At 68.8% G+C, this 20512-nt stretch carries 20 protein-coding genes and 1 tRNA gene; 17 read left to right on the top strand and 4 right to left on the bottom strand.

All coding sequences use genetic code 11. The features are described from left to right. The first annotated feature begins 35 nt into the window (after window positions 1–35). From AKG07_RS08325 to poxB, 3 genes are all read left to right on the top strand, one after another. Window positions 36–1502, top strand: coding sequence for an NAD-dependent succinate-semialdehyde dehydrogenase (locus tag AKG07_RS08325; protein ID WP_053097450.1), 1467 nt, complete (start codon window positions 36–38; stop codon window positions 1500–1502). A gap of 25 nt (window positions 1503–1527) precedes the next feature. Beyond that, window positions 1528–2892, top strand: a complete 1365-nt coding sequence (locus AKG07_RS08320; protein ID WP_053097449.1) for an NAD-dependent succinate-semialdehyde dehydrogenase — start codon at window positions 1528–1530, stop codon at window positions 2890–2892. A 130-nt stretch (window positions 2893–3022) separates the two neighbouring features. Continuing rightward, window positions 3023–4747 carry a ubiquinone-dependent pyruvate dehydrogenase gene (poxB, locus tag AKG07_RS08315; RefSeq protein ID WP_053097448.1) on the top strand — a complete coding sequence of 575 codons (1725 nt, stop codon included), beginning with the start codon at window positions 3023–3025 and terminating at the stop codon, window positions 4745–4747. Between the two features lies 1 nt (window position 4748). Here the strand turns inward: poxB and AKG07_RS08310 are convergent, their stop codons facing one another. Next, window positions 4749–7547, bottom strand: coding sequence for a hypothetical protein (locus tag AKG07_RS08310; protein WP_053097447.1), 2799 nt, complete (start codon window positions 7545–7547; stop codon window positions 4749–4751). A gap of 51 nt (window positions 7548–7598) precedes the next feature. After that, window positions 7599–9422 (bottom strand): HSP90 family protein, encoded by a 1824-nt coding sequence (locus AKG07_RS08305; protein WP_053097446.1) that lies wholly within the window; start codon window positions 9420–9422, stop codon window positions 7599–7601. 192 nt (window positions 9423–9614) lie between these two features. On the opposite strand from AKG07_RS08305, the gene AKG07_RS08300 reads away from it, so the two are divergent. The 8 genes from AKG07_RS08300 to AKG07_RS08265 all read left to right on the top strand — a co-directional run bounded on the left by AKG07_RS08300 (window position 9615) and on the right by AKG07_RS08265 (window position 14868). Beyond that, window positions 9615–9687, top strand: a tRNA-Trp gene (locus tag AKG07_RS08300). A gap of 39 nt (window positions 9688–9726) precedes the next feature. Next, a complete protein-coding gene (secE, locus tag AKG07_RS08295) occupies window positions 9727–9999 on the top strand; it encodes a preprotein translocase subunit SecE (protein ID WP_053097445.1) in 273 nt (90 codons plus the stop codon). A gap of 41 nt (window positions 10000–10040) precedes the next feature. Beyond that, a complete protein-coding gene (nusG, locus tag AKG07_RS08290) occupies window positions 10041–11096 on the top strand; it encodes a transcription termination/antitermination protein NusG (protein ID WP_053097444.1) in 1056 nt (351 codons plus the stop codon). Window positions 11097–11287: 191 nt separating this feature from the next. Continuing rightward, entirely contained in the window at window positions 11288–11719 is a 432-nt protein-coding gene (rplK, locus tag AKG07_RS08285; protein WP_053097443.1) for a 50S ribosomal protein L11, read from the top strand. 11 nt (window positions 11720–11730) lie between these two features. Beyond that, window positions 11731–12420 carry a 50S ribosomal protein L1 gene (rplA, locus tag AKG07_RS08280; protein WP_053097442.1) on the top strand — a complete coding sequence of 230 codons (690 nt, stop codon included), beginning with the start codon at window positions 11731–11733 and terminating at the stop codon, window positions 12418–12420. Between the two features lie 158 nt (window positions 12421–12578). Beyond that, window positions 12579–13391 carry an amino acid ABC transporter substrate-binding protein gene (locus tag AKG07_RS08275; protein ID WP_053097441.1) on the top strand — a complete coding sequence of 271 codons (813 nt, stop codon included), beginning with the start codon at window positions 12579–12581 and terminating at the stop codon, window positions 13389–13391. Window positions 13392–13394: 3 nt separating this feature from the next. Further along, entirely contained in the window at window positions 13395–14060 is a 666-nt protein-coding gene (locus tag AKG07_RS08270) for an amino acid ABC transporter permease (protein ID WP_053097440.1), read from the top strand. Further along, window positions 14047–14868 (top strand): amino acid ABC transporter ATP-binding protein, encoded by an 822-nt coding sequence (locus AKG07_RS08265; protein ID WP_053097439.1) that lies wholly within the window; start codon window positions 14047–14049, stop codon window positions 14866–14868. Before AKG07_RS08270 ends, AKG07_RS08265 begins: the two co-directional genes overlap by 14 nt. A gap of 30 nt (window positions 14869–14898) precedes the next feature. On the opposite strand, the gene lysE is transcribed toward AKG07_RS08265, so the two are convergent. Next, window positions 14899–15558, bottom strand: coding sequence for an L-lysine exporter (gene lysE / locus AKG07_RS08260; RefSeq protein ID WP_053097438.1), 660 nt, complete (start codon window positions 15556–15558; stop codon window positions 14899–14901). 71 nt (window positions 15559–15629) lie between these two features. On the opposite strand from lysE, the gene AKG07_RS08255 reads away from it, so the two are divergent. From AKG07_RS08255 to AKG07_RS08230, 6 genes are all read left to right on the top strand, one after another. Next, window positions 15630–16505 carry a LysR family transcriptional regulator ArgP gene (locus AKG07_RS08255; RefSeq protein WP_171821931.1) on the top strand — a complete coding sequence of 292 codons (876 nt, stop codon included), beginning with the start codon at window positions 15630–15632 and terminating at the stop codon, window positions 16503–16505. 223 nt (window positions 16506–16728) lie between these two features. Further along, window positions 16729–17352, top strand: coding sequence for a SipW-dependent-type signal peptide-containing protein (locus AKG07_RS08250; RefSeq protein ID WP_053097436.1), 624 nt, complete (start codon window positions 16729–16731; stop codon window positions 17350–17352). A 2-nt stretch (window positions 17353–17354) separates the two neighbouring features. Continuing rightward, on the top strand, window positions 17355–17972 hold the full coding sequence (locus AKG07_RS08245) for a SipW-dependent-type signal peptide-containing protein (protein ID WP_053097435.1): 618 nt from the start codon (window positions 17355–17357) through the stop codon (window positions 17970–17972). 37 nt (window positions 17973–18009) lie between these two features. Further along, entirely contained in the window at window positions 18010–18627 is a 618-nt protein-coding gene (locus tag AKG07_RS08240) for a signal peptidase I (RefSeq protein WP_053097434.1), read from the top strand. Next, the gene (locus AKG07_RS08235) at window positions 18624–19265 is read left to right on the top strand and encodes a hypothetical protein (RefSeq protein ID WP_053097433.1); all 642 of its coding nucleotides are present in this window, start codon (window positions 18624–18626) and stop codon (window positions 19263–19265) included. Before AKG07_RS08240 ends, AKG07_RS08235 begins: the two co-directional genes overlap by 4 nt. Further along, window positions 19262–19768 (top strand): hypothetical protein, encoded by a 507-nt coding sequence (locus AKG07_RS08230; protein ID WP_053097432.1) that lies wholly within the window; start codon window positions 19262–19264, stop codon window positions 19766–19768. Before AKG07_RS08235 ends, AKG07_RS08230 begins: the two co-directional genes overlap by 4 nt. A 21-nt stretch (window positions 19769–19789) precedes the next feature. Here the strand turns inward: AKG07_RS08230 and AKG07_RS08225 are convergent, their stop codons facing one another. Further along, window positions 19790–20482 carry a YqaJ viral recombinase family protein gene (locus AKG07_RS08225; protein WP_053097431.1) on the bottom strand — a complete coding sequence of 231 codons (693 nt, stop codon included), beginning with the start codon at window positions 20480–20482 and terminating at the stop codon, window positions 19790–19792. Window positions 20483–20512 lie beyond the last annotated feature (30 nt).

Below are 20512 nucleotides of genomic sequence, written 5' to 3'. Positions count from 1 at the left end.
ACCGGCATCCCATCCTCCCCACAGAAAGAGATTCCATGAGCACTCAGACTGAGCAGGCGCTGCTCGACAGCATCCCCACCGGCCTCTTCATCGGGGGAGAGTGGATCGACGGCGAGACCGGGGGCACGTTCGACGTGAAGGACCCCGCGACCGGTGCGGTCATCCGCACGATCGCCGACGCGACCCCGGGTGACGGCATCCGCGCGCTGGATGCGGCAGTCGCCGCGCAGGACGCATGGGCCGCGACCGCACCTCGCACCCGCAGCGACATCCTGCGCCGGGCATTCGACCTCGTGCAGGAGCACAAGGAGGATCTCGCACTGCTGATGACCCTCGAGATGGGCAAGCCGCTCGCCGAGGCGCGCGGCGAGGTCGGCTACGGCGGCGAGTTCCTCCGCTGGTTCAGCGAGGAGGCCGTGCGCATCAGCGGTCGCTACGGCATCAACCCGGAGGGCACCGGCCACATGGTCGTCTCGCAGCGGCCCGTCGGCCCCTCGTTCTTCGTGACGCCGTGGAACTTCCCGTTCGCGATGGCCACCCGCAAGATCGCGCCGGCGCTCGCCGCCGGCTGCACCGTGGTGATCAAGCCCCCGGCACTCACGCCGCTGACGACGATGTTCTTCACGTCGCTGCTCGAGAAGGCCGGCCTCCCCGCCGGTGTCGTGAACGTGGTGCAGACGTCCAAGTCGTCGGCGCTCTCGGCCCCGATCATCGCCGACCCGCGCCTGCGCAAGCTGTCGTTCACCGGTTCGACGGAGGTGGGCCGCAAGCTCATCGCCCAGGCCGCGGAGGGCGTGCTGCGCGTGTCGATGGAGCTCGGCGGCAACGCGCCGTTCGTCGTCTTCGATGACGCCGACCTCGACAAGGCCGTCGACGGCGCACTGGCCGCGAAGTTCCGCAACATCGGCCAGGCGTGCACCGCTGCCAACCGCTTCATCGTGCACAAGGACGTCGCCGAGGAGTTCGGCCGCAAGGTCACCGAGCGCGTCAACGCGATGAAGATCGGCCGCGGCACCGAAGAGGGCGTGGCCATCGGCCCGCTGATCGACGAGGATGCCGTCGCGAAGGCCGGCGAGCTCGTCGACGACGCCGTCGAGCGCGGCGCGACCCTGCTCGCGGGTGGCAAGGCCGTCGAGGGCACGGGCACCTTCTACGAGCCGACAGTGCTCACCGACGTGGTGGCGGGCTCGGCGATCCTCCGCGAGGAGATCTTCGGCCCGGTGCTCGCGATCGCGACCTTCGAGGACGAGGACGAGGCCGTCCGTCTCGCCAACGACACCGAGTACGGACTGGTCTCGTACGTGTTCACCGAGAACCTGCAGCGCGGGCAGCGGATGATCGACAGGCTCGAGACCGGCATGATGGGTCTCAACGTGGGCGTGGTGTCGAACGCCGCCGCCCCCTTCGGCGGCGTCAAGCAGTCCGGCGTCGGCCGCGAGGGCGGTCTCGAGGGCATCCACGAGTACCTGTCCACCAAGTACACGCTGATCCCGGTCTCCTGACCGGTCGGCCAGAGGAGGAGAGAACATGACCGATTACGCCGTCATCAACCCCGCCACCGGAGAGACGCTGGCGTCCTTCGACACGTTCACGGATGCGCAGATCGAGGCGGCTGTCGCGGCCGCCGACGAGGCGCACCGCGAATGGTCCCGGTCCTCGACCGTGGCTGAGCGCGCAGCGCTCCTCCGTCGCGCCGCCGAGCTGCACCGCGAGCGCCGCGAGGAGCTCGCCGACGTCTTCGTGCGCGAGATGGGCAAGCCCCGCGAGGCCGCCCTCGGGGAGGTCGACTTCGCCGCCGACATCGCCGAGTACTACGCCGACCAGGCCGAGGCCATCATGGCCGACCAGCCGATCGCGATCCTCGGCGAGGGCTCGGCGATCGTGCGCCGGTCGTCGCTCGGACCGCTCGTCGGCATCATGCCGTGGAACTTCCCGGCCTATCAGATCGTCCGCTTCGCTGCGCCGAACCTGATCGTCGGCAACACGATCCTGCTGAAGCCTGCTCCGCAGTGCCCGGAGTCGTCGACCGCGATCGAGGCGATCTACCACGACGCCGGATTCCCGACGGGCGCGTACCAGAACGTCCTCGCGACCAACGAGCAGATCGCCGACATGATCGCCGACCCGCGCGTGCAGGGCGTCTCGCTCACCGGCTCGGAGCGCGCAGGCGCAGCGGTCGCCGAGATCGCCGGACGCAACCTCAAGAAGGTCGCGCTCGAGCTCGGCGGGTCCGACCCGTTCATCGTGCTCTCGACCGACGACCTCGACGCCACCGTGCAGGCGGGCGTCGACGCGCGTCTCGACAACAACGGCCAGGCGTGCAACGGCGCGAAGCGTTTCATCATCGTCGACGACCTGTACGACTCGTTCGTCGAGAAGTTCACGGCCGCGATGGCATCGGTGCAGGCGACCGACCCGACGCTCGACGACACCGTGCTCGGCCCGGTCTCGTCGGAGACGGCGGCGGAGAACCTGCAGAAGCAGATCGACCAGGCCGTCGAGCAGGGAGCGACGCTGCTGACCGGCGGCACCCGCAACGGGGCGTTCTTCGCCCCGACCGTGCTCGCCGACGTGACGCCCGACATGAACGTCTACCGCGAGGAGCTCTTCGGCCCCGCGGCGGTCGTCTACCGGGTCGCCGATGAGGATGCCGCTGTCGCCCTCGCGAACGACACGACCTTCGGGCTCGGCTCGTACGTCTTCACGACCGATGCCGAGCAGGCCGAGCGTGTCGCCGACAACATCGAGGCGGGCATGGTCTACGTCAACCTGGTGCTGGCCGACAGCCCCGAGCTGCCGTTCGGCGGCATCAAGCGCAGCGGCACGTCGCGTGAGCTGGGTCACCTCGCCGCCGACGAGTTCGTCAACAAGAAGCTGATCCGCATCGGCTGAGCGACTCTCCCTGATGGGGGCGGATGCCACGGCATCCGCCCCCATCATCGTCTCCGCAGTGCGGCATCCGGAGAGCGGATGTTCGACGGATGCCGGATCCCTCCGCGGCACCCGGGCGTAGGTTGGAAGCATGGCAACCGTCGCAGCGAACATCGTCAAGACCCTCCGCGCCAACGGGATCGACCGTGTCTACGGCCTCCCGGGCGACTCCCTCAACGGGTTCACCGACGCCCTCCGGAAGGACGGCGGCATCCGCTGGGTGCACGTGCGGCATGAGGAGTCCGCGGCATTCGCGGCGGCGGCCGATGCCTCGCTCACGGGTGAGCTCGCGGTGGTCGCCGGTTCGTGCGGTCCGGGCAACCTGCACCTGATCAACGGACTCTTCGACGCGAACCGCTCGCGGGTGCCGGTGCTGGCGATCGCCGCGCACATCCCCACCACCGAGATCGGCACGGGGTACTTCCAGGAGACCCACCCGCAGGAGCTCTTCCGCGAGTGCAGCGTCTACGTCGAGTACGTCGCCGACCCCAAGCAGATGCCGCGCCTGCTGGAGATCGCGATGCGCGCCGCCATCGAGCAGCGCGGGGTCGCGGTGCTCGTGATCCCGGGCGACGTCGCGCTCTCGGAGATCGCCGACGACCGAGCCGTGGTCATCGAACGCTCCCACCCCGTGATCGTGCCGAGCGGAGACGAGCTCGCGCGCGCCGCGACGCTGCTCAACGCCTCGAAGAAGACAACGATCCTCGCAGGCGCGGGTGTCGAGGGGGCTCACGACGAGGTCATCGCACTCGCCGACCGACTCGGTGCGCCGATCGTGCACGCGCTCCGGGGCAAGGAGTTCATCGAGTACGACAACCCGTTCGACGTCGGTATGACGGGGCTGCTCGGCTTCGCCTCCGGCTACCGGGCGATGGAAGCCGCCGACACGCTGCTGGTGCTGGGCAGCGACTTCCCCTACGAGCAGTTCTATCCCGAGCACGCCACGACGATCCAGGTCGACATCCGCGGCTCGCAGCTCGGCAGACGGCATCCGCTCGATCTGGGCCTGGTCGGCGACGTCGGCGCGACCGTCACGGCGCTGCTGCCGCGACTCGCCGAGACGAACGACCGCGGTCACCTCGACGACTCCACCGCGCACTATCGCAAGACCAGGGCCAAGCTCGACGACCTCGCGACGCCGACCAAGGCAGGCCGCCCCATCCATCCGCAGTACCTCGCCCGGCTGCTCGATGAGCAGGCCGCGGATGACGCGATCTTCACCGCCGACGTCGGCTCGCCCACCGTGTGGGCCGCCCGCTATCTGTCGATGACCGAGAACCGACGCCTGATCGGCTCGTTCACACACGGGTCGATGGCGAATGCGCTGCTGCACGGCATCGGCGCGCAGGTCTCGCATCCGGATCGTCAGGTCGTCGCGCTCGCCGGCGACGGAGGGCTCGCGATGATGCTGGGCGAACTGCTCACGCTCACGCAGAACAAGCTGCCCGTGAAGACCGTCGTCGTGAACAACTCGTCGCTGAACTTCGTCGAGCTCGAGATGAAGGCCGCGGGCTTCGTCAACTACGGCACCGCGCTCGACAACCCGAGCTTCGCGGCCATCGCCGAGGCCATGGGGATCTTCGCCCGTCGGGTCGAGAACAGCGAGGACCTGCCGGATGCCGTCCGCGAGGTGCTCGCGCATGACGGCCCTGCGCTGCTCGACGTCGTGACCGAGCGCCAGGAGCTGTCGATGCCCCCGGCGATCGAGGCCGAGCAGGTCAAGGGCTTCGCTCTGTACGCGATCCGCACGGTGATGTCGGGCAAGGGAGACGAGCTGCTCGACCTCGCGCGGGCCAACTGGCGTCAGTTCCTCTGAGTCAGCTGTCGAGGAGGGCCCGCACCTCGGTCGCCTCGCCGTGGCGTCCGAGCGCCTCGAGCACGTTGCCGAGTTCGAGCGCCGAGACCTGCTGCAGCGGCGGGTAGCCGGCGGAGTGCTCGAGGGCACTGCGGTAGATCGGCACGGAGTCCGCGGCCCGGTCGTCGCCGACCAGCAGACGGGCGGCGAACAGCTCGGAGCCGCCGGCCGAGCCCGCATCCCCGATCGCCGCGAATCCGTCGGCCGCGGTGAGCGCAGCGGCGACGGCCTCGTCGGTGCGGCCGAACTGGGCGAGCGCCCGGCCCCGCGAGTCGGTGACGTCGGCGAGCAGCCACGCCGCCTCGTGCTCGTGAGCGAGCGCGGCGACCTCGTCGAAGAGGGCGAAGGCGCGGTCGTCCTGCGTGGCCGCATAAGCCTGTCCGAGGTTGTGCAGCACGTCAGCGAGGGCGCCGACCGCCTCGGGGGCCCGGCGCACGATCTCGGATGCCGATTCGAGTGTCGCGATCGCCTCCGCGTGCTCGTCGAACCGGGCGAGGATCTTGGCGCGCTCGGTCAGCGCCATTGCCTGGTCGGCATGCTCCTCCGCCTCGCCGAACAACTCGCCCGCATACCCGAATGCGCCGACAGCCTGTCCGAACTCGCCGGCCGATCCGAGGGCGCGCGCGAGAAGAGACGCCGTCATCGCTCGGGAGGCCGCGGGCACCTCGGCCTGCTCTTCGCGCTCGAGCACCTGTCCGAACAGCTCGGCCGCCACCTCGGCGTCCCCGGCCGCGAGCATCGCGCGCGCGAGCCGGAAGTCCGCGCCCGCCTGGTCGCCGCCCTCCTGCGCGACGAGCCGCGAGGTGACCCGGTAGCGGGTGACGGCCTTCTCCGGGTCGCCCGCGTCCTCCCAGAGCGCCCCCGCGAGCAGGTGCGCGGCGGCCAGGGCCGTGGTCGCACCGAGCCCGGCGAGAAGACGGGTCGCCTCGTCGGCATCCGCAGCGCCCTCCGCGAACGACTCGCTTCCGCCGCGCACCTTCGCGCGCGTCTGCAGCGCCTGCGCGCGATGACCGATGCTGAGATCGTCCTGGGCCAAGAAGCGATCGAGCAGAGCGGATGCCGCTTCGATGTCGCCCTTCTGCAGCACGGCCGAGATGGCGACGAGCGTCGTCGTGTTCGAGAGGCGCGCGTCCTCGGCCTCGGCGAAGGCGCGAGCCGCGATCTCCGCCATGTCGAGGGCGGCGCCGGGTTCATCCGCGTGCAGGTGCAGCGACGCGCGGCTGATCGCCAGGTCTCCGCGCGACCATGCGGGCAGAGCGTCCGTGTTCGCGAGCTCGTCCTCGAGCGCCGCCGCAGCCTCGGGGGTGTTCAGGCCGAAGGTCGCGAGACCGAGGCGCAGTTCGAGATCGGCCTGTGCGTCGAGGCCTGCGGCGCGCAGGGCATCGATCCGCGCCGGCAGCAGGTCGGCAGCCTCTTCTGCTCGGTCGAGGGCGATCAGGATGCCGAGGCGCATCGACAGGAGCTCGGCGAGCTTCGAGGGGTCCTCGACGCTCAGCGCGTGCGGCAGGGCCCGCAACGTCTCGTGCTCCGCGCCGAACTGGGCGAGGTTCACGACCCGTTCGAACCACGCGTCGGGATCGTCGGGTGTCGCCGCGTCCGGAGCCGTGACGAAGGCATCCGACCGGACGGGTACGTCGTAGTGCTCGTCGGCGAGAGCGCGCAGGCGGGTGAGGCTGCGGGCGTGGCCCTCGGTGCCGTCCCGCAGATCGAAGTCCGAGCCGATGCGCTCGGCGGCAGCCCACGCGGTGGCGGCGAGTTCGGCGGCACCCCATGCTCCGTCGTGCTCGCCGAAGAACTCCTCGAGCGCGGGGGAGTCGGCACCGCGCACCGTGGCATCGCCGTGACCCGCCGCAGTCACACGATCGAGGGCGAAAGCGAACGCCGCCAGCGCGGCGAAGTGGGCATCGACGTTGAGTCCGTCGTGAGCGAGCCAGCCGATGTGACGCTCGACCTGCGCGAGCGCGCGTGCCTCGTTGCCGGTGAGGGCGGCGAACACGATGTTGTGGGCGACGATCCGCAGGTTGTCCGGGTTGTCCTTCGCGAGCCGGTAGCTGCGCAGGTGCGCGCTCCTCGCCTCGTCGAAGCGCCCGGCACGAAGGTAGGGCACGAGCACGCGCGACAGTGCGTGCTCGGGCTCCTCGCCGCACGAGAAGCCGCCTTCGAGCATCTCCTCGACGAGTCGGATGGCCTCGGCATCTCGATCGGTCTCGGTGAAGAAGCCGGCGAACTGGCTGCGTCCGCAGGCGTCACAGTGGCTGTGGTCGTCTCGGGGCGTGGCCTCCAGCTGCGCGCGCAGCGCCTCGGCGTCGTCGAGTCGACCGGCGTCCCAGGCGTCCTCGAATCGGGCCGTGAGCACTCCGCTCATGCCGAGTCCGGCCTTGCGATAGTGCGTCTCCATGTCGTCGAGGACCGCGGTGATCTGCTCGGTCGAGAACGCGGGCGACGAACGCAGAGAAGACGCCATCCATTTGAACTGCCACATCAGATCGGCGCCGCCGTAGTCGAGGTCGGCGGGGAAGCGCTGCGGGTCGGAGTCGTGTCGGGCGAGGCACCACGCGAACGAGTTCAGCATCACATCGGTCGCGCCGTTCATGTTCGCGGAGGCGGTCTGCCTCATCCGCGCCTCGTACTCGAGCCGCTCGTCGCCGAGCTCGACGGCGAGCGAGACGGCATCCGCCACCAGCGCCTGCTCCGCCGGACCCCAGGGCGTGCGGTCGATCTCTTCGATGAGCTGAGAGAAGCGCTTCTTCGGACTGGTCATGGGGGATCCTTCGAACGGAGCGAGCGGTCGGAGCGAGCGGTCGGAGCGAGATCAGGGGGCGTCGTCGAAGGGGATCGAATCCGCTTCGATGCCGGCGGACAGCGAGACGAGGTCCGAGAGCGCGGTCGACATGAGTGCGCGATCGGCGTCGGAGAGCGGATGGTGTCCCGCCAGCAGCGCCTGGATGTAGAGCAGCTGCACGGTGCGGGCGAACACCGCGTCGTCCTGCACGCGGACGAGCGCGCGCACGACGCGGTTCGACCAGTTCAGGCACAGGCGCGCGCTGAGATCGTCGTCGCGGGAGGCCGAGAGGGTCGAGTCGATGCGGTCGAGCACCCCGCCCCACAGCGATCCGGTGATGCCCTTCGTGCGGCCACGGTCGATCCTGCGCAGCACCTCGGGGTCGGCGACGTACAGCGCTGCGAGTTCGGGCTGGTCGATCGACCGCACGGTGACGGAGCAGCCGGATGCGGTCAGCACGCCGCCGGCGCGGGCCTCGAGGGCCAGCGCGGCGTCGCGGTCGTCCAGCGGCGGAGGGTCGAGACGATCGAGCTCCCCGGCCACGTCGACGAGTTCGATCGTCACGTGCGGGTAGAGCTCCGGCAGCATCCGCACGAGGTCCGCGTCGTACAGGTAGCCGCCGTTGACCAGCACCTCGGACCCGGGGGAGATCCCTGCGACCTGGCGGAACTCGTCGACCGACTGCGCGAATCGCACGTGCGGGTATCGTTCGACGAGGTCGCCGATGCGCATCGTTCCGTGGGTGGTCTCGAGGGTCAGCCAGCGCGTGATGAACTGCGCGAGCTCGTCGTCGTGCCGCACCAGCGATTTCAGACCGACCTCGTGGATCGCCACGAACTGGGCGAGTCTGTGCGGTTCGCGCAGGCCCAGCTCGAGCACCCAGCGGCGGATGCCGGCACCGAGCTGCTCGCGCACACGCTCGAGGGCCGCGTCGTCGACGAGCGATTCGCGGCTCGCCGTCGGAGCGAGGCCGGTCGAATCGACCACGGCGCGCACGAAGAACGCCCATTCGGGCAGCACGTCGTCGACCCGCTCGCCCAGGAGCATCCTGCCGAGATACATGCGCGTCGCCTGGCGGGCGCCCGGCGGGGGAGCGTAGGGCAGGACGTAGGCGAGTCCCCGTGTGCCGGTGGCCGGCTCGCTGAGCTCGATCACGTCGAGCGGGCTCGCACCGAGCAGGTCGCGCCCGTACTGCACGGCGCCGTCGATGTCGTCGGCGGGGTCGAGGAACGGCGTGCGCCGGGTGATGTCGACGTCGCCGCTCGCAGAGTCGAGGATCACCCGCACGGGGAGGAACTCGGCGAAGGTGGTGGCCAGCTCTCGCACGGCCGCGGGGCGCAGCAGCTCGTCGGCGTCGAAACGAGGGCGGAGATGCACACTCGTGCCGATCAGCAGATCGTCGTCGATCTCCACGACGCGGAAGGTCCCGTCCGCGCTGCCCGTCCACTCGACGGCCGGGCCGCCCCGGACGCTGCGCGAGCGGATGACGATCGAATCGGCGACCATGAAGCAGCTCAGCAGGCCGATGCCGAACTGACCGAGGTAGTCGCTGCGCGGGAGGTCGAAGATGTCGCGCTTCGAGCTGCGGCCGACCGTGGCGAGCAGGTCGCCCACCTCGGCTGCGGTCAGGCCGATCCCGTCGTCACGCAGGACGAACTCGCCCGTGGTGTCCGTCAGCGCGGTGATGCGGATGCTCCCGCCCTGCCCGTCGACCTCGCGCCGTGCGGTGATCGCATCGCGGGCGTTCTGCAGCAGTTCGCGCAGATACACGCGAGGACTCGAGTAGATGTGGCGGCTCAGGAGGTCGACGACACCGCGCAGGTCCACCTGGAACTGCTGCACGTCAGCGCTCACTGCGCCCCCTCCCGTTTCGTCCGCCCGCCGAGCCTAACAACAACGACGAGAGCGGGCCCGGTTCGGCGCTGACCGACGGATGCCGTATGCTTGACGAGCAGTTGTTGTCTGCATTCTTTCGCCGTGCCCCGGTCCTTGCGGTCGGGTAACGATGGCAGGATGGAGATGACACCCCGAGACCTCCCGGTCTCTAGGGCGGTAGCTCAATTGGCAGAGCAGCGGTCTCCAAAACCGCAGGTTGCAGGTTCGATTCCTGTCCGCCCTGCGCGTCAGCACACGCTGACACACGAAAGGTACATTCAGGATGGATCAGGACGAACCGCGCGGCGAGGTCGTCGCGGCCGGCGCCACCCGCGAGAAGAAGCGTGGCATCGTGGGCTTCTTCGGGGGCATCGCTCTATTCTTCCGTCAGGTCATCGCCGAGCTGCGCAAGGTCGTCACGCCGACCCGCAAGGAACTGGTCAAGTTCACCGCAGTGGTGCTCGTCTTCGTTCTCATCGTCATGGGCATCGTCTACGGACTCGACACCCTGTTCGCCTGGGTCACGCACATCGTCTTCGGGGTCCCGGGCGCCTGACGCCCTCGCGGCCCTGGCCGCAGTGATTGGAAAGAAACAACGTGTCTGAACGATATTCCGACGACGCCGACTGGGCGACTGCTGCTGAGCAGTCCAGCGAAGAGGACGAGGCCCAGGAGGGCAACGTGCTCGCTGCGGAAGAGCAGTCGGTCACCTCGGCCGAACATGTCGCCCTCCACATCGAGGACGTCGACGGAGACGCCGACGCCGATGTGCAGGACGACGACAACGACATCGAAATCGACGACCCGGAGGCGGACGCGATCGTGAACGACGCTCTCAACCTGGACGAAGCGGCCGAGTCTGAGGCTGCCGCTGAGGTCCTGAACGATTCTGTGGCGGAAGAGACCGCCGAGCTCGAGGCCGCTGAGGCCGACGAGGTCACCCCTTACGACGGACCCGACATCAACGGCGACGATGACGCCGCGACGGAGTCCGACGACGACGAGGCCGAAGAGGGCGACGACGCCGAGGAAGACCCGTATGAGGCGTTCCGCCTCGACCTGCGGATGCTTCCGGGCAAGTGGTACGTCATCCACTCCTACGCCGGATTCGAGCGCAAGGTCAAGGCCAACATCGAGCAGCGCAAGTCGACGCTCGAGGTCGAGGACGAGATCTATCAGATCGAGGTCCCGATGGAAGACGTGGTCGAGATCAAGAACGGCCAGCGCAAGATGGTCACCCGCGTGCGCATCCCCGGCTACGTTCTCGTGCGCATGGAGCTCACCGAGGACACCTGGTCGGTCGTGCGTCACACGCCGGGCGTCACCGGCTTCGTGGGCAACGCCCACAACCCGACGCCGCTGCGCTTCGAAGAGGCCTTCAACATGCTGAAGTCGCTCGTCGAGGTCAAGGACGTCCCGACCGCCAAGAACATCGCGTCGAAGGGCGGCCTCGCCGTCGCTCGTCCGCTTCCGGCCGAGGTCGACTTCGAGGTCGGCGAGACCATCACGATCAAGGAGGGCTCGTTCGCGGGTCTTCCCGGTTCGATCAGCGAGATCAAGCCCGAGAGCGGCAAGCTCACGGTGCTCGTGTCGCTCTTCGAGCGCGAGACCCCGGTCGAGCTGTCGTTCGACCAGGTCACGAAGATGGTCTGACCTACGCTTCTCCGAGAACGGCCGTCCCATTCGGGGCGGCCGTTCTCGCGTTCCCGGGCCCGCTCCGCATCAGGTAGACTTGTCTGGTTTGTGTGCCGCTTCGGCGTGCGCGCAGACGACCGCAGCCCGGAGATGCCGGGTTCGCGGGAGAGCGGATGCAACCGGCATCCGTTCGATGAAAGGAAGAGGATATGGCACCGAAGAAGAAGGTGACCGGCCTGATCAAGCTTCAGATCAACGCCGGTGCAGCCAACCCGGCGCCGCCGATCGGCCCCGCGCTCGGTCAGCATGGCGTCAACATCATGGAGTTCTGCAAGGCGTACAACGCCGCGACCGAGTCGCAGCGCGGCAACGTCATCCCCGTCGAGATCACCGTCTACGAGGACCGCAGCTTCACGTTCATCCTGAAGACCCCGCCGGCCGCGGAGCTCATCAAGAAGGCCGCCGGCGTGCCCAAGGGCTCGTCGACGCCGCACACGGTCAAGGTGGCGAAGATCACCAAGGACCAGGTCCGTCAGATCGCCGAGACCAAGCAGGCCGACCTGAACGCGAACGACATCGAGGCTGCCTCGAAGATCATCGCCGGCACCGCCCGTTCCATGGGCATCACGGTCGAGGGCTGAGGAGAATAATCATGGCTACGAAGTCCAAGGCTTACAAGGCTGCCGCCGAGAAGATCGAGGCAGACCGTTTCTACACTCCCACCGAGGCAGTCGCCCTCGCCAAGGAGACCGGCTCGTCGAAGTTCGACTCGACCGTCGAGGTCGCGCTGAAGCTCGCCGTCGACCCCCGCAAGGCAGACCAGATGGTGCGCGGCACCGTCATCCTGCCCCACGGCACCGGTAAGACCGCCCGCGTCATCGTCTTCGCCACCGGCCCCGCGGCCGAGGCAGCGATCGCCGCAGGTGCAGATGAGGTCGGCGGCGCCGAGCTCATCGAGAAGGTCGCCGCAGGCTGGACCGCGTTCGACGCGGCCGTCTCGACCCCGGAGCTCATGGGCCAGGTCGGTCGTCTCGGAAAGGTCCTGGGTCCGCGTGGACTCATGCCGAACCCGAAGACCGGCACCGTGACCCCCAACACGGCCAAGGCCGTCGAGGAGATCAAGGGCGGAAAGATCGAGTTCCGCGTCGACAAGCACGCCAACGTGCACTTCGTCGTGGGCAAGTCGTCGTTCTCGGCCGAGCAGCTCGACGAGAACATCGGCGCAGCGCTCGAGGAGATCGTCCGCCTCAAGCCGTCGAGCTCCAAGGGCCGTTACATCCAGAAGGGCGCCGTGTCGACCACGTTCGGCCCCGGCATCCCGCTGGACGTCAACGCCATCTGAGTGTGATTCCGGAAAGGCCCCCGCATTCTGCGGGGGCCTTTCTGCGTGCAGTACGACATCGGACGTCATCGGATGTTGGGATGCCGGTCCGATGCCGCGTACTGTGAATGAGTTCCGCGTCACAGCACTCGCGCCTCACCGCACCCCAGGAGGGTCACATGTCCCGTCGCATCATCGCCGTCACCGCACTGGTCGTCGCCGCAGCAGCACTCACCGCGTGCAGCGGAAGCACCACGCCTGCCGACAGCAGCTCGAGTGAGAGCGGATCCGGCCTCGGCCTCGTCACGGACGGCACGCTGACGGTCGCCACCGAGGGCACGTACCGTCCGTTCAGCTTCCACGATGACGGCGGAACCGGCGACCTGACCGGATTCGACGTCGAGATCATCCAGGCGGTCGCCGACAAGCTCGACCTCGAGGTCGAGTTCCAGGAGACCCAGTGGGATGCGATCTTCGCCGGTCTCGACGCGGGCCGTTTCGACGTGATCGCCAACCAGGTGAGCATCAACGAGGAGCGCCAGGAGAAGTACCTGTTCAGCACCCCGTACACCGTCTCGCCGGGAGTCATCGTCGTCGCCGAGGACGACGACTCGATCTCGTCGTTCGACGACCTCGAGGGCAAGACGACGGCGCAGTCTCTCACCAGCAACTGGTACGAGCTGGCCACCGAGTCCGGTGCCACCGTCGAAGGCGTCGAGGGGTGGGCGCAGGCCGTCGAGCTGCTGCGTCAGGGCCGCGTCGATGCGACCGTCAACGACAAGCTGACCTTCCTCGACTATGAGACCACCAACAGCCCGTCCGGCCTGAAGATCGCCGCCGAGACCGACGAGGCCGGTGAGCAGGCATTCGTCTTCACCAAGGACAAGACGGACCTCGTCGAGGCGATCGACGGCGCTCTGGAAGAGCTGCGTGCCGACGGCACCCTGGCCGAGATCAGCGACAAGTACTTCGGCGAAGACGTGACCCAGTAGCCCATGGAGAATCCCTGGCAGCTGTTCTTCGACTCGCTCGGACCGATCGCCCTCGCGGGGGTGACGGTGACGGTTCCGCTCGCGCTGATCTCTTTCGCGCTGGGTCTCGTGCTCGCCATCGGCGCAGCGCTGATGCGGATCTCGGTTAATCCCGTGCTGTCGGGCATCGCCAGATTCTACATCTCGGTCATCCGCGGCACGCCGATGATCGTGCAGCTGTTCGTGATCTTCTACGGGCTCGGATCGATCGGACTCAAGCTGGATCCCTGGACCAGCGCGATCATCGCACTGTCGCTGAACGTCGGCGGGTACGGAGCCGAAGTGGTGCGCGCCGCCATCCTCTCCGTCCCGAAGGGGCAGTGGGAGGCGGCGTACACGGTCGGCATGAATCGCACGCGCACACTCACGCGGGTGATCCTTCCCCAGGCAGCGCGGGTCTCGGTGCCTCCGCTGTCCAACACGTTCATCTCGCTGGTGAAGGACACGTCGCTGGCCTCGCTGATCCTCGTGACCGAGCTCTTCAAGGTGGCGCAGCAGATCGCGGCGGCGACCCTGGAGTTCATGGTCGTCTACCTGGCTGCCGCGCTCGTGTACTGGGTGATCTGCCTGGTGCTGTCGTTCGGCCAGAGCGCACTCGAGAGGAGACTCGATCGCAATGTCGCTCACTGATCCGGCGCACTCGCCCAGGTCCACAGCCGACGCCCTGCTCACCGCCCGCGGCCTTCACAAGCGCTTCGACGACAACGAGGTGCTCCGCGGCATCGACCTCACGCTGCACCGCGGAGAGGTCGTCGTGCTCATCGGTCCGAGCGGATCGGGCAAGACGACGGTGCTGCGTGCGCTCAACGGGCTCGAGACGCCGGATGCCGGGACCATCGTCGTGGCCGGGGGCCCCGACATCGACTTCGCCCCGTCGGATCCGGTGTCGAAGCGCACACGTGCGCAGAAGCGTCTCGCGCTGCGTGATCGGTCGGCGATGGTCTTCCAGCATCACAACCTCTTCCCGCACTTCTCGGTGCTCGAGAACGTGATCGAGGGACCATGGCGGGTGCAGGGCAGACCCAAGGCCGAGGTGGTCGCCGAGGCCCGCGTCCTGCTCGCCCGCGTGGGGCTCGCCGACAAGGCCGATGCTCGACCTCACGAGCTCTCCGGCGGTCAGCAGCAGCGGGTCGGCATCGTCCGCGCTCTCGCGCTGCGTCCCGACCTCCTGCTGTTCGACGAGCCGACGAGCGCACTCGACCCCGAGCTCGTGGGGGAGGTCCTGCTCGTGATCAAGGAGCTCGCCGACGAGGGGTGGAGCATGGTCGTGGTGACGCATGAGCTGAGCTTCGCGCGCGAGGCGGCGGATCATGTGCTCTTCATGGACGCGGGTGTGGTCGTCGAGCAGGGCGCGCCGGCCGATATCTTCGGCGCGCCGCAGCATGAGCGCACCCAGAGGTTCCTCACTCGCATCCTTCGGCCCCTCGACGGCGACTGACGGGCGTCCGCTCACGTCTGCGACGCAGGGTCAGCCGCCGAGCACCGGCAGCACCAGGCTGACAGCCAGGGTGATCATGACGACGGCGATCAGCGCGTCGAGGATGCGCCACGCTCGTTCCGTGCGCAACCAGCGGCCGAGATAGCGGGCGCCGAACCCCAGCGCGGTGAACCACAGGATGCTGGCGGCGATCGCTCCGGCGGCGAACAGCCAGCGCTCGTCGCCGTGCGTCGCGGCGATCGACCCGAGCATCAGGACGGTGTCGAGGTAGACGTGCGGGTTCAACCAGGTCAGGGCGAGAGCCGTCGCGATCACGGGAGCGAGCGCGGTGCGGGTCGCCGTCGTGGTTCCGCCGCCCGACCCGGGCGCCGAGCCCTCCGCACCGGTCCGGTCGGCTCGCAGCTCTTCGCCGCCACTCCAGGCGCGGCGGGCGGCGAGGATGCCGTAGGCCAGGAGGAACAGGGCCCCCGCCCAGCGCGCGACGACCACGAGCCACGGGGCTGCGGAGATGACGAAGCCGAGTCCCGCGACGCCGGCGGCGATGAGCAGGGCGTCGGACACGGCGCAGATGATGACGACGGGCAGGACGTGCTCTCTGCGGATGCCCTGACGGAGGACGAACACGTTCTGCGCGCCGATGGCGACGATCAGGGAGAGCCCGAGTCCGAGACCCGAGAAGACGGAGAGCATGAGTCCACGGTACGGATGCCGCAGACATGAGCACCAGCGATGATTCCTTGTGCACCATTAGCATGGCTAATGTGAAGATCGATCCGGAGCTTGCCGCCACTGTCGCCGCCGTGGCCGACGAGGGAACCCTCGACGCGGCGTCGCGGGTGCTGCGTGTGACTCCTTCCGCCGTGAGCCAGCGGCTCAAGACGCTCGAGGAGCAGCTCGGACGGGTCCTCGTCGTGCGCACCAAGCCTGCCCGTCTCACCGAGGCGGGCGAGGCTGTCGTGCGGCTCGCACGACAGCTGGCACTCCTCGAGCACGATGCCCTCGCAGAACTCGGCCTCGAGGGCGACGAGGCGCCCCGCACCCGCATACCGCTCGCCGTGAACGCGGACTCGATGGCGACGTGGTTCCTGCCTCCGCTCGCACGGCTCTCGGCAGCCCACGACCTCGACTTCGACCTGCACCGCGACGACCAGAACTTCACGGCTCGGCTGCTCGAGTCCGGCACGGTGATGGCGGCGGTCACGAGTGAGGCGGCGCCGGTCGCCGGGTGCTCCGTCGCACCGCTCGGCGTGCTGGAGTATCACGCGATGGCAGAACCGGCGTTCGCTGATCGCTGGTTCTCGTCCGGTGTCACCAGAGAGGCGTTGAGCGCGGCGCCCTTCGTCGACTTCGGCAGACGAGACACGCTTCAGCACGAATGGCTCGAGCGGATGGGGGTCGCGCACCACGGGGCCCCTCGGCACTACGTGCCCGCGTCGCACGACTACGCGCTCGCCGTGCGGCTCGGCCTCGGATGGGGGATGCTGCCGCTCCTGCAGAAGGAGCGCGAGCTCGTGCCGCTCGGCGGGCCGCCGCTGCGAGTCAGGCTGTACTGGCAGCAGTGGAACCTGCGCTCCGCGCTGCTCGACACCATCGCGGCCGAAGTCTCCGTCGAGGCGCAGCGTGTTCTCGCGAGCTGAGCTGCAGCTCTGGACGAACTGCAACCATCCGATCGGTCGCAGAAACCGATAGACGTTTCTGCGCAATTCGTGAGCCGGAATGCGCAATCGTGACACCGAAGGCCTTGAACAGGCGCAGGAAGTGGACAAAGCTGTCGGGAACGACACGAGTACCGGATGCGGGCCGCGAAGGGCGACCATCCCCAGCCATCTGCGTCTCGTGAGATTCCTGAGGGGGAATGTCATGGCTGAGAAGGACACGCAACGCAAGGTTCTGGCAGTGCTCGCCGGTGGGCTGGTGCTCGGCGTCGGAATCGGGGTGACGCTCGCGGCATGGAACGACTCCGAGTTCGCGACCGGCACCTTCACCGCAGGCTCGTTCAATCTGGAGGGATCCACGACGAGCGCGACCGACGGGTACGACGATCACAACGTCGATCTGGGGGACACTGCAGCGGCGCTCGTCTTCCAGCTGCCCGCCGTGGCGTCGTCGATGTCTCCGGGCGACGTCGTCTACGCACCGTTCTGGGTGCGTCTCGACAGCACGACCACCAACGGCGCCACGCTGGTGCCGTCGGGGATCACCGCGGGCACGGGGGGCAACGAGGCCAACCTGTCGTACACCGTGACGGCCATCGACGCGGGCGACGTGTGCGACGCCACGGCGGCAGGAACCGTCGTCGCGACGGGCACCACATTGAGCGCTCAGACCGGAGCCACGTCGGTTCCTCTCGCTGAGGGCGCACCGGCAGGGACGGCGGGAACGCCTGTGCAGCTGTGCTTCGCGGTGACCGCGGGCGCCGGTCTCACGCAGGGCGCCGCCGCGACCGCGACCTGGGAGTTCACGGCCACCTCGACTGCGGACTGATCATGGCCGACACCCGCAGACGCATGCGGGAGGGGAAGCGACTGCTCTCCCGTCGGATACGCGCTGTGCTCGCGGGCGGGCTGGTGTTCGGCGTCGGCGCGACGATGACCCTGGCCGCCTGGAACGATTCCGAATACGGCAATGCGACCTTCACCGCCGGGCGGTTCGACATCGTCGGGGCGACCGACGGTGCCACGTTCTCGAGCCACCCGGTGGGCACGCCGGCGGCGCTGTCGTTCAGCGCACCGTTCTCGGCCATGGCTCCCGGCAACACCACGTACGCGCTGTTCAGCGTGCGGACCGCGAATCCGTCAGTGGCCGGCACGCTGCAGCTCAGCGTGACGTCGACGGCGGGAACAGGGCTCGGCACCTACCTGCGATACGGGGTGAGGGCCATCGCGGGGACGGCCTGCAACAGCACGACCTACACGACCGGGACGGCTGTCGTTGCCGACAACTCGCTGCTGTCGGTCGGCGGCATCGGCACCCAGGCGGTCGCGGCCAACGGCGGAACGACCGTGAACTACTGCTTCGCAGTGACGTTGCCGGCAGCGACCGACAACGGCGCGCAAGGGCTGACGGCGATCCAGACATGGCAGATCGCCGGAGTGTCGAGCTGACCTGCGGGCAGAGCATCGGATGACGTGAGGAGGAGACATGAGTGCACCGACGAGGCGCAGCCTGCGTGAACAGGCGACGGTCGATGATGCGTCCGCGTCGCCGGCACCCGCCGCGGCGTCCTCGCGAGGCACTCTCGGGAGGGCGCTCGCCGATGTCCTCCTCTGGCTCGCCGCCGCCGCAGGGGTCATCTGCATCGTGCTCGTGATCGTCGCCTTCACGGCGAACATCACCCTCATCATGTTCCGCACGGGATCGATGGCGCCGACGATTCCCGCCGGTTCCGTGGCGGTGGTCCAGAGCGTCCCGGCATCCGAGGTGCAGGTCGGCGACGTCGTCACCGTCGATCGAGCAGGCGATCTGCCGGTCACGCACCGCATCACCTCGATCGCTCCCGGTGCGAGTGCGGACGAACGGGTGATCACGATGCGCGGAGACGCGAACGCGGCCGACGATCCGTATCCGTACACCGTGCAGACCGTTCGGATCGTGCTGTTCTCGATCCCCGGCATCGCGACCGTGATCGTCGCGATGGGCGATCCGTACGTGCTGGGCGGACTCACGATCGGCGCGACGGTCCTCGTCGTCTGGGCGTTCTGGCCGCGCTCCCGGAAGGAGAGTCGCGAGCAGGTCGATCCGGCGGGAGTCGACCGATGAACCGGCGGGTGGCGTGCGTCGCGGGTGCCTGTGCGGTCGTCTGCGCAGCGCTCGTCGCGGTGAGTCCCGCGTGGGCGGCACCCTCGACCGAGGTCGTGCAGGGGCAGGTGCTGCGGCTGGTCTCCGTCGCCGACTGGGATGCCGCGTCGAGCCTCCTGCCTGGCCAGCCCGTGCAGTGGGATGTGACGGTGAGCGCGGAGGCACCGGACCCCGGGACCGTGGCGGTCGGAGTCAGTGCGAGCGGCGGTGCGGCGCTGGTGATGGACGTGCTCCGCTGTGCGCAGGAGTGGGATGAGAGCGGATGCCGGGGAGGCGCGACCACACTCGAGTCCGGCTGGTCGATACCTCGTGACGGCCTCGAGGTACCGCTCGTCGAGATGGCCGACACAGAGGTGGCCCACCTCAGGCTCGTCATCGCGTTGGACGGCGCGGACGACGGCAGCACCCAGGTGCGCGTGCATGCACGCGGCGCCGGAGAGTCCGCGACGGTCGGACCGGACGGCGGGCTGGCGACGACGGGCGGTGCGCCCTTCGCTCCCTGGGCGATCGGCGGGGCGCTGGCCCTGGTGGCCGGTGGTGCCGCGCTGAGTGCGACCCGGCGCCGCCGCAGCACCGGAGCTCACCGAGGCGAGTCGTGATCGTGCGGCGGCAGCGCGTCCTGGCCGGAGTCGCCGGTGCGGCGCTGCTCTGCGGAGTGGCCCTCGCGCCGCCGGCGCAGATCACCGACGCGGCATTCACCGACCCGGAGTACGGTCGAGCCACGATCACGGCGTTCCGCGTTCCCCCCGCCACGATCATCGCCTGCACGGTGGCGAACAACGGTCTGGGCGTCTTCCAGAACGTCCGGCTCGTGTGGACGTCGGTGTATCCCGCCAGCGGGGTCAGGCTCACACTCACCCAGGGAGCGACGACAGCAGTGGTCCCGGCGGCGAACATCACCACGACAGGTCCTGCCGGCGGCCTCTACACCCACACCGCCGTCCTCACTCAGAGTCTGCTCGCCAGCCTCATCTCCAACCTTCTCGGCAGCACCACGACATTGACGGTGACCAACCTCCTGGCCGGTACGTCCTGGGTGTCGGCCGGGACCTCGCGCCAGCTGCCGATCGCGCTGCTCGGGCTCAACGCGTCCTGCACGTGAGTTCGTGCGGTGCGGACCGGCTCAGTCGGCGAGTGCGAGAGCGCGGAACGCATCGCGCTCTCGCAGGTGCTCGCGCCGACTGGCGGCGGCGGCCGCCGCGGCATCCGCGATGCGGGTCGGCACCTGCTGACCGGTGGTGCGCCGGTAGAGCTCGTCGATGAGATCTGTGGCGAGGCCGACGAGCTTAGCGATCTCGCGGTCGTCGCGGTCGATCCAGACGCAGCGGGGTTCGTCATGGATGGGGGAGAAGTCGACGTGCTCCTCCCAGACGAAGAGCGTGCGCTCGGCGCCCAGCACGTGCTGCTGCCACCACACCTGGCGCAGGTAGGTGCGGGGGATGCCGCGGAACGCCTTGTTCGTGGTCTTGATCTCCGCGAGCTTCACGCGACCGTCGGCGTCGACGGCGATACCGTCGGGAGTCGCGAGATGGCGGTGCTCGACCTCGGCGCGGAACAGGGCGGAGGAGGGGAGGATGCCGTGGGTCGCCGCCACCCAGGCGGCGATCTCGGGCTCGCGGCGGCGTCCGTGATCGGTGTAGGCGTTGCCTCCGAACCGGGGCCCGCCGCCGAGCTTGGAGTCGGCGGCGCGGGCGATGGACCGCTCGCTCGTGAGTCCGGCGACATCCGTGGCGGTGATCCCACGGGACCGTGCCCGCATCCAGGCGACGCGGTCGCGGGAATCCGCGACGATGCGAGCTTGGAGTTCGGGGGTCACCTATCGAGGGTAACCCCGGTCGCCGACTCT

Origin of the sequence: Microbacterium sp. CGR1 (genome assembly GCF_001266755.1) — a bacterium.
Classification (GTDB): domain Bacteria; phylum Actinomycetota; class Actinomycetes; order Actinomycetales; family Microbacteriaceae; genus Microbacterium.
This window is presented reverse-complemented; position numbering and strand designations above follow the sequence as displayed.

What these genes read in the sequence shown, in the direction of transcription:
- AKG07_RS08320 (WP_053097449.1), top strand. Translation starts at nt 1,528, where the DNA reads ATGACCGATTACGCCGTCATCAACCCCGCCACCGGAGAGACGCTGGCG.
- rplK (WP_053097443.1), top strand. Translation starts at nt 11,288, where the DNA reads ATGGCACCGAAGAAGAAGGTGACCGGCCTGATCAAGCTTCAGATCAAC.
- AKG07_RS08310 (WP_053097447.1), bottom strand. Translation starts at nt 7,547, where the DNA reads ATGACCAGTCCGAAGAAGCGCTTCTCTCAGCTCATCGAAGAGATCGAC.
- AKG07_RS08275 (WP_053097441.1), top strand. Translation starts at nt 12,579, where the DNA reads ATGTCCCGTCGCATCATCGCCGTCACCGCACTGGTCGTCGCCGCAGCA.
- AKG07_RS08235 (WP_053097433.1), top strand. Translation starts at nt 18,624, where the DNA reads ATGAACCGGCGGGTGGCGTGCGTCGCGGGTGCCTGTGCGGTCGTCTGC.
- AKG07_RS08270 (WP_053097440.1), top strand. Translation starts at nt 13,395, where the DNA reads ATGGAGAATCCCTGGCAGCTGTTCTTCGACTCGCTCGGACCGATCGCC.
- lysE (WP_053097438.1), bottom strand. Translation starts at nt 15,558, where the DNA reads ATGCTCTCCGTCTTCTCGGGTCTCGGACTCGGGCTCTCCCTGATCGTC.
- AKG07_RS08250 (WP_053097436.1), top strand. Translation starts at nt 16,729, where the DNA reads ATGGCTGAGAAGGACACGCAACGCAAGGTTCTGGCAGTGCTCGCCGGT.
- poxB (WP_053097448.1), top strand. Translation starts at nt 3,023, where the DNA reads ATGGCAACCGTCGCAGCGAACATCGTCAAGACCCTCCGCGCCAACGGG.
- AKG07_RS08325 (WP_053097450.1), top strand. Translation starts at nt 36, where the DNA reads ATGAGCACTCAGACTGAGCAGGCGCTGCTCGACAGCATCCCCACCGGC.
- secE (WP_053097445.1), top strand. Translation starts at nt 9,727, where the DNA reads ATGGATCAGGACGAACCGCGCGGCGAGGTCGTCGCGGCCGGCGCCACC.
- AKG07_RS08240 (WP_053097434.1), top strand. Translation starts at nt 18,010, where the DNA reads ATGAGTGCACCGACGAGGCGCAGCCTGCGTGAACAGGCGACGGTCGAT.
- AKG07_RS08265 (WP_053097439.1), top strand. Translation starts at nt 14,047, where the DNA reads ATGTCGCTCACTGATCCGGCGCACTCGCCCAGGTCCACAGCCGACGCC.
- rplA (WP_053097442.1), top strand. Translation starts at nt 11,731, where the DNA reads ATGGCTACGAAGTCCAAGGCTTACAAGGCTGCCGCCGAGAAGATCGAG.
- AKG07_RS08245 (WP_053097435.1), top strand. Translation starts at nt 17,355, where the DNA reads ATGGCCGACACCCGCAGACGCATGCGGGAGGGGAAGCGACTGCTCTCC.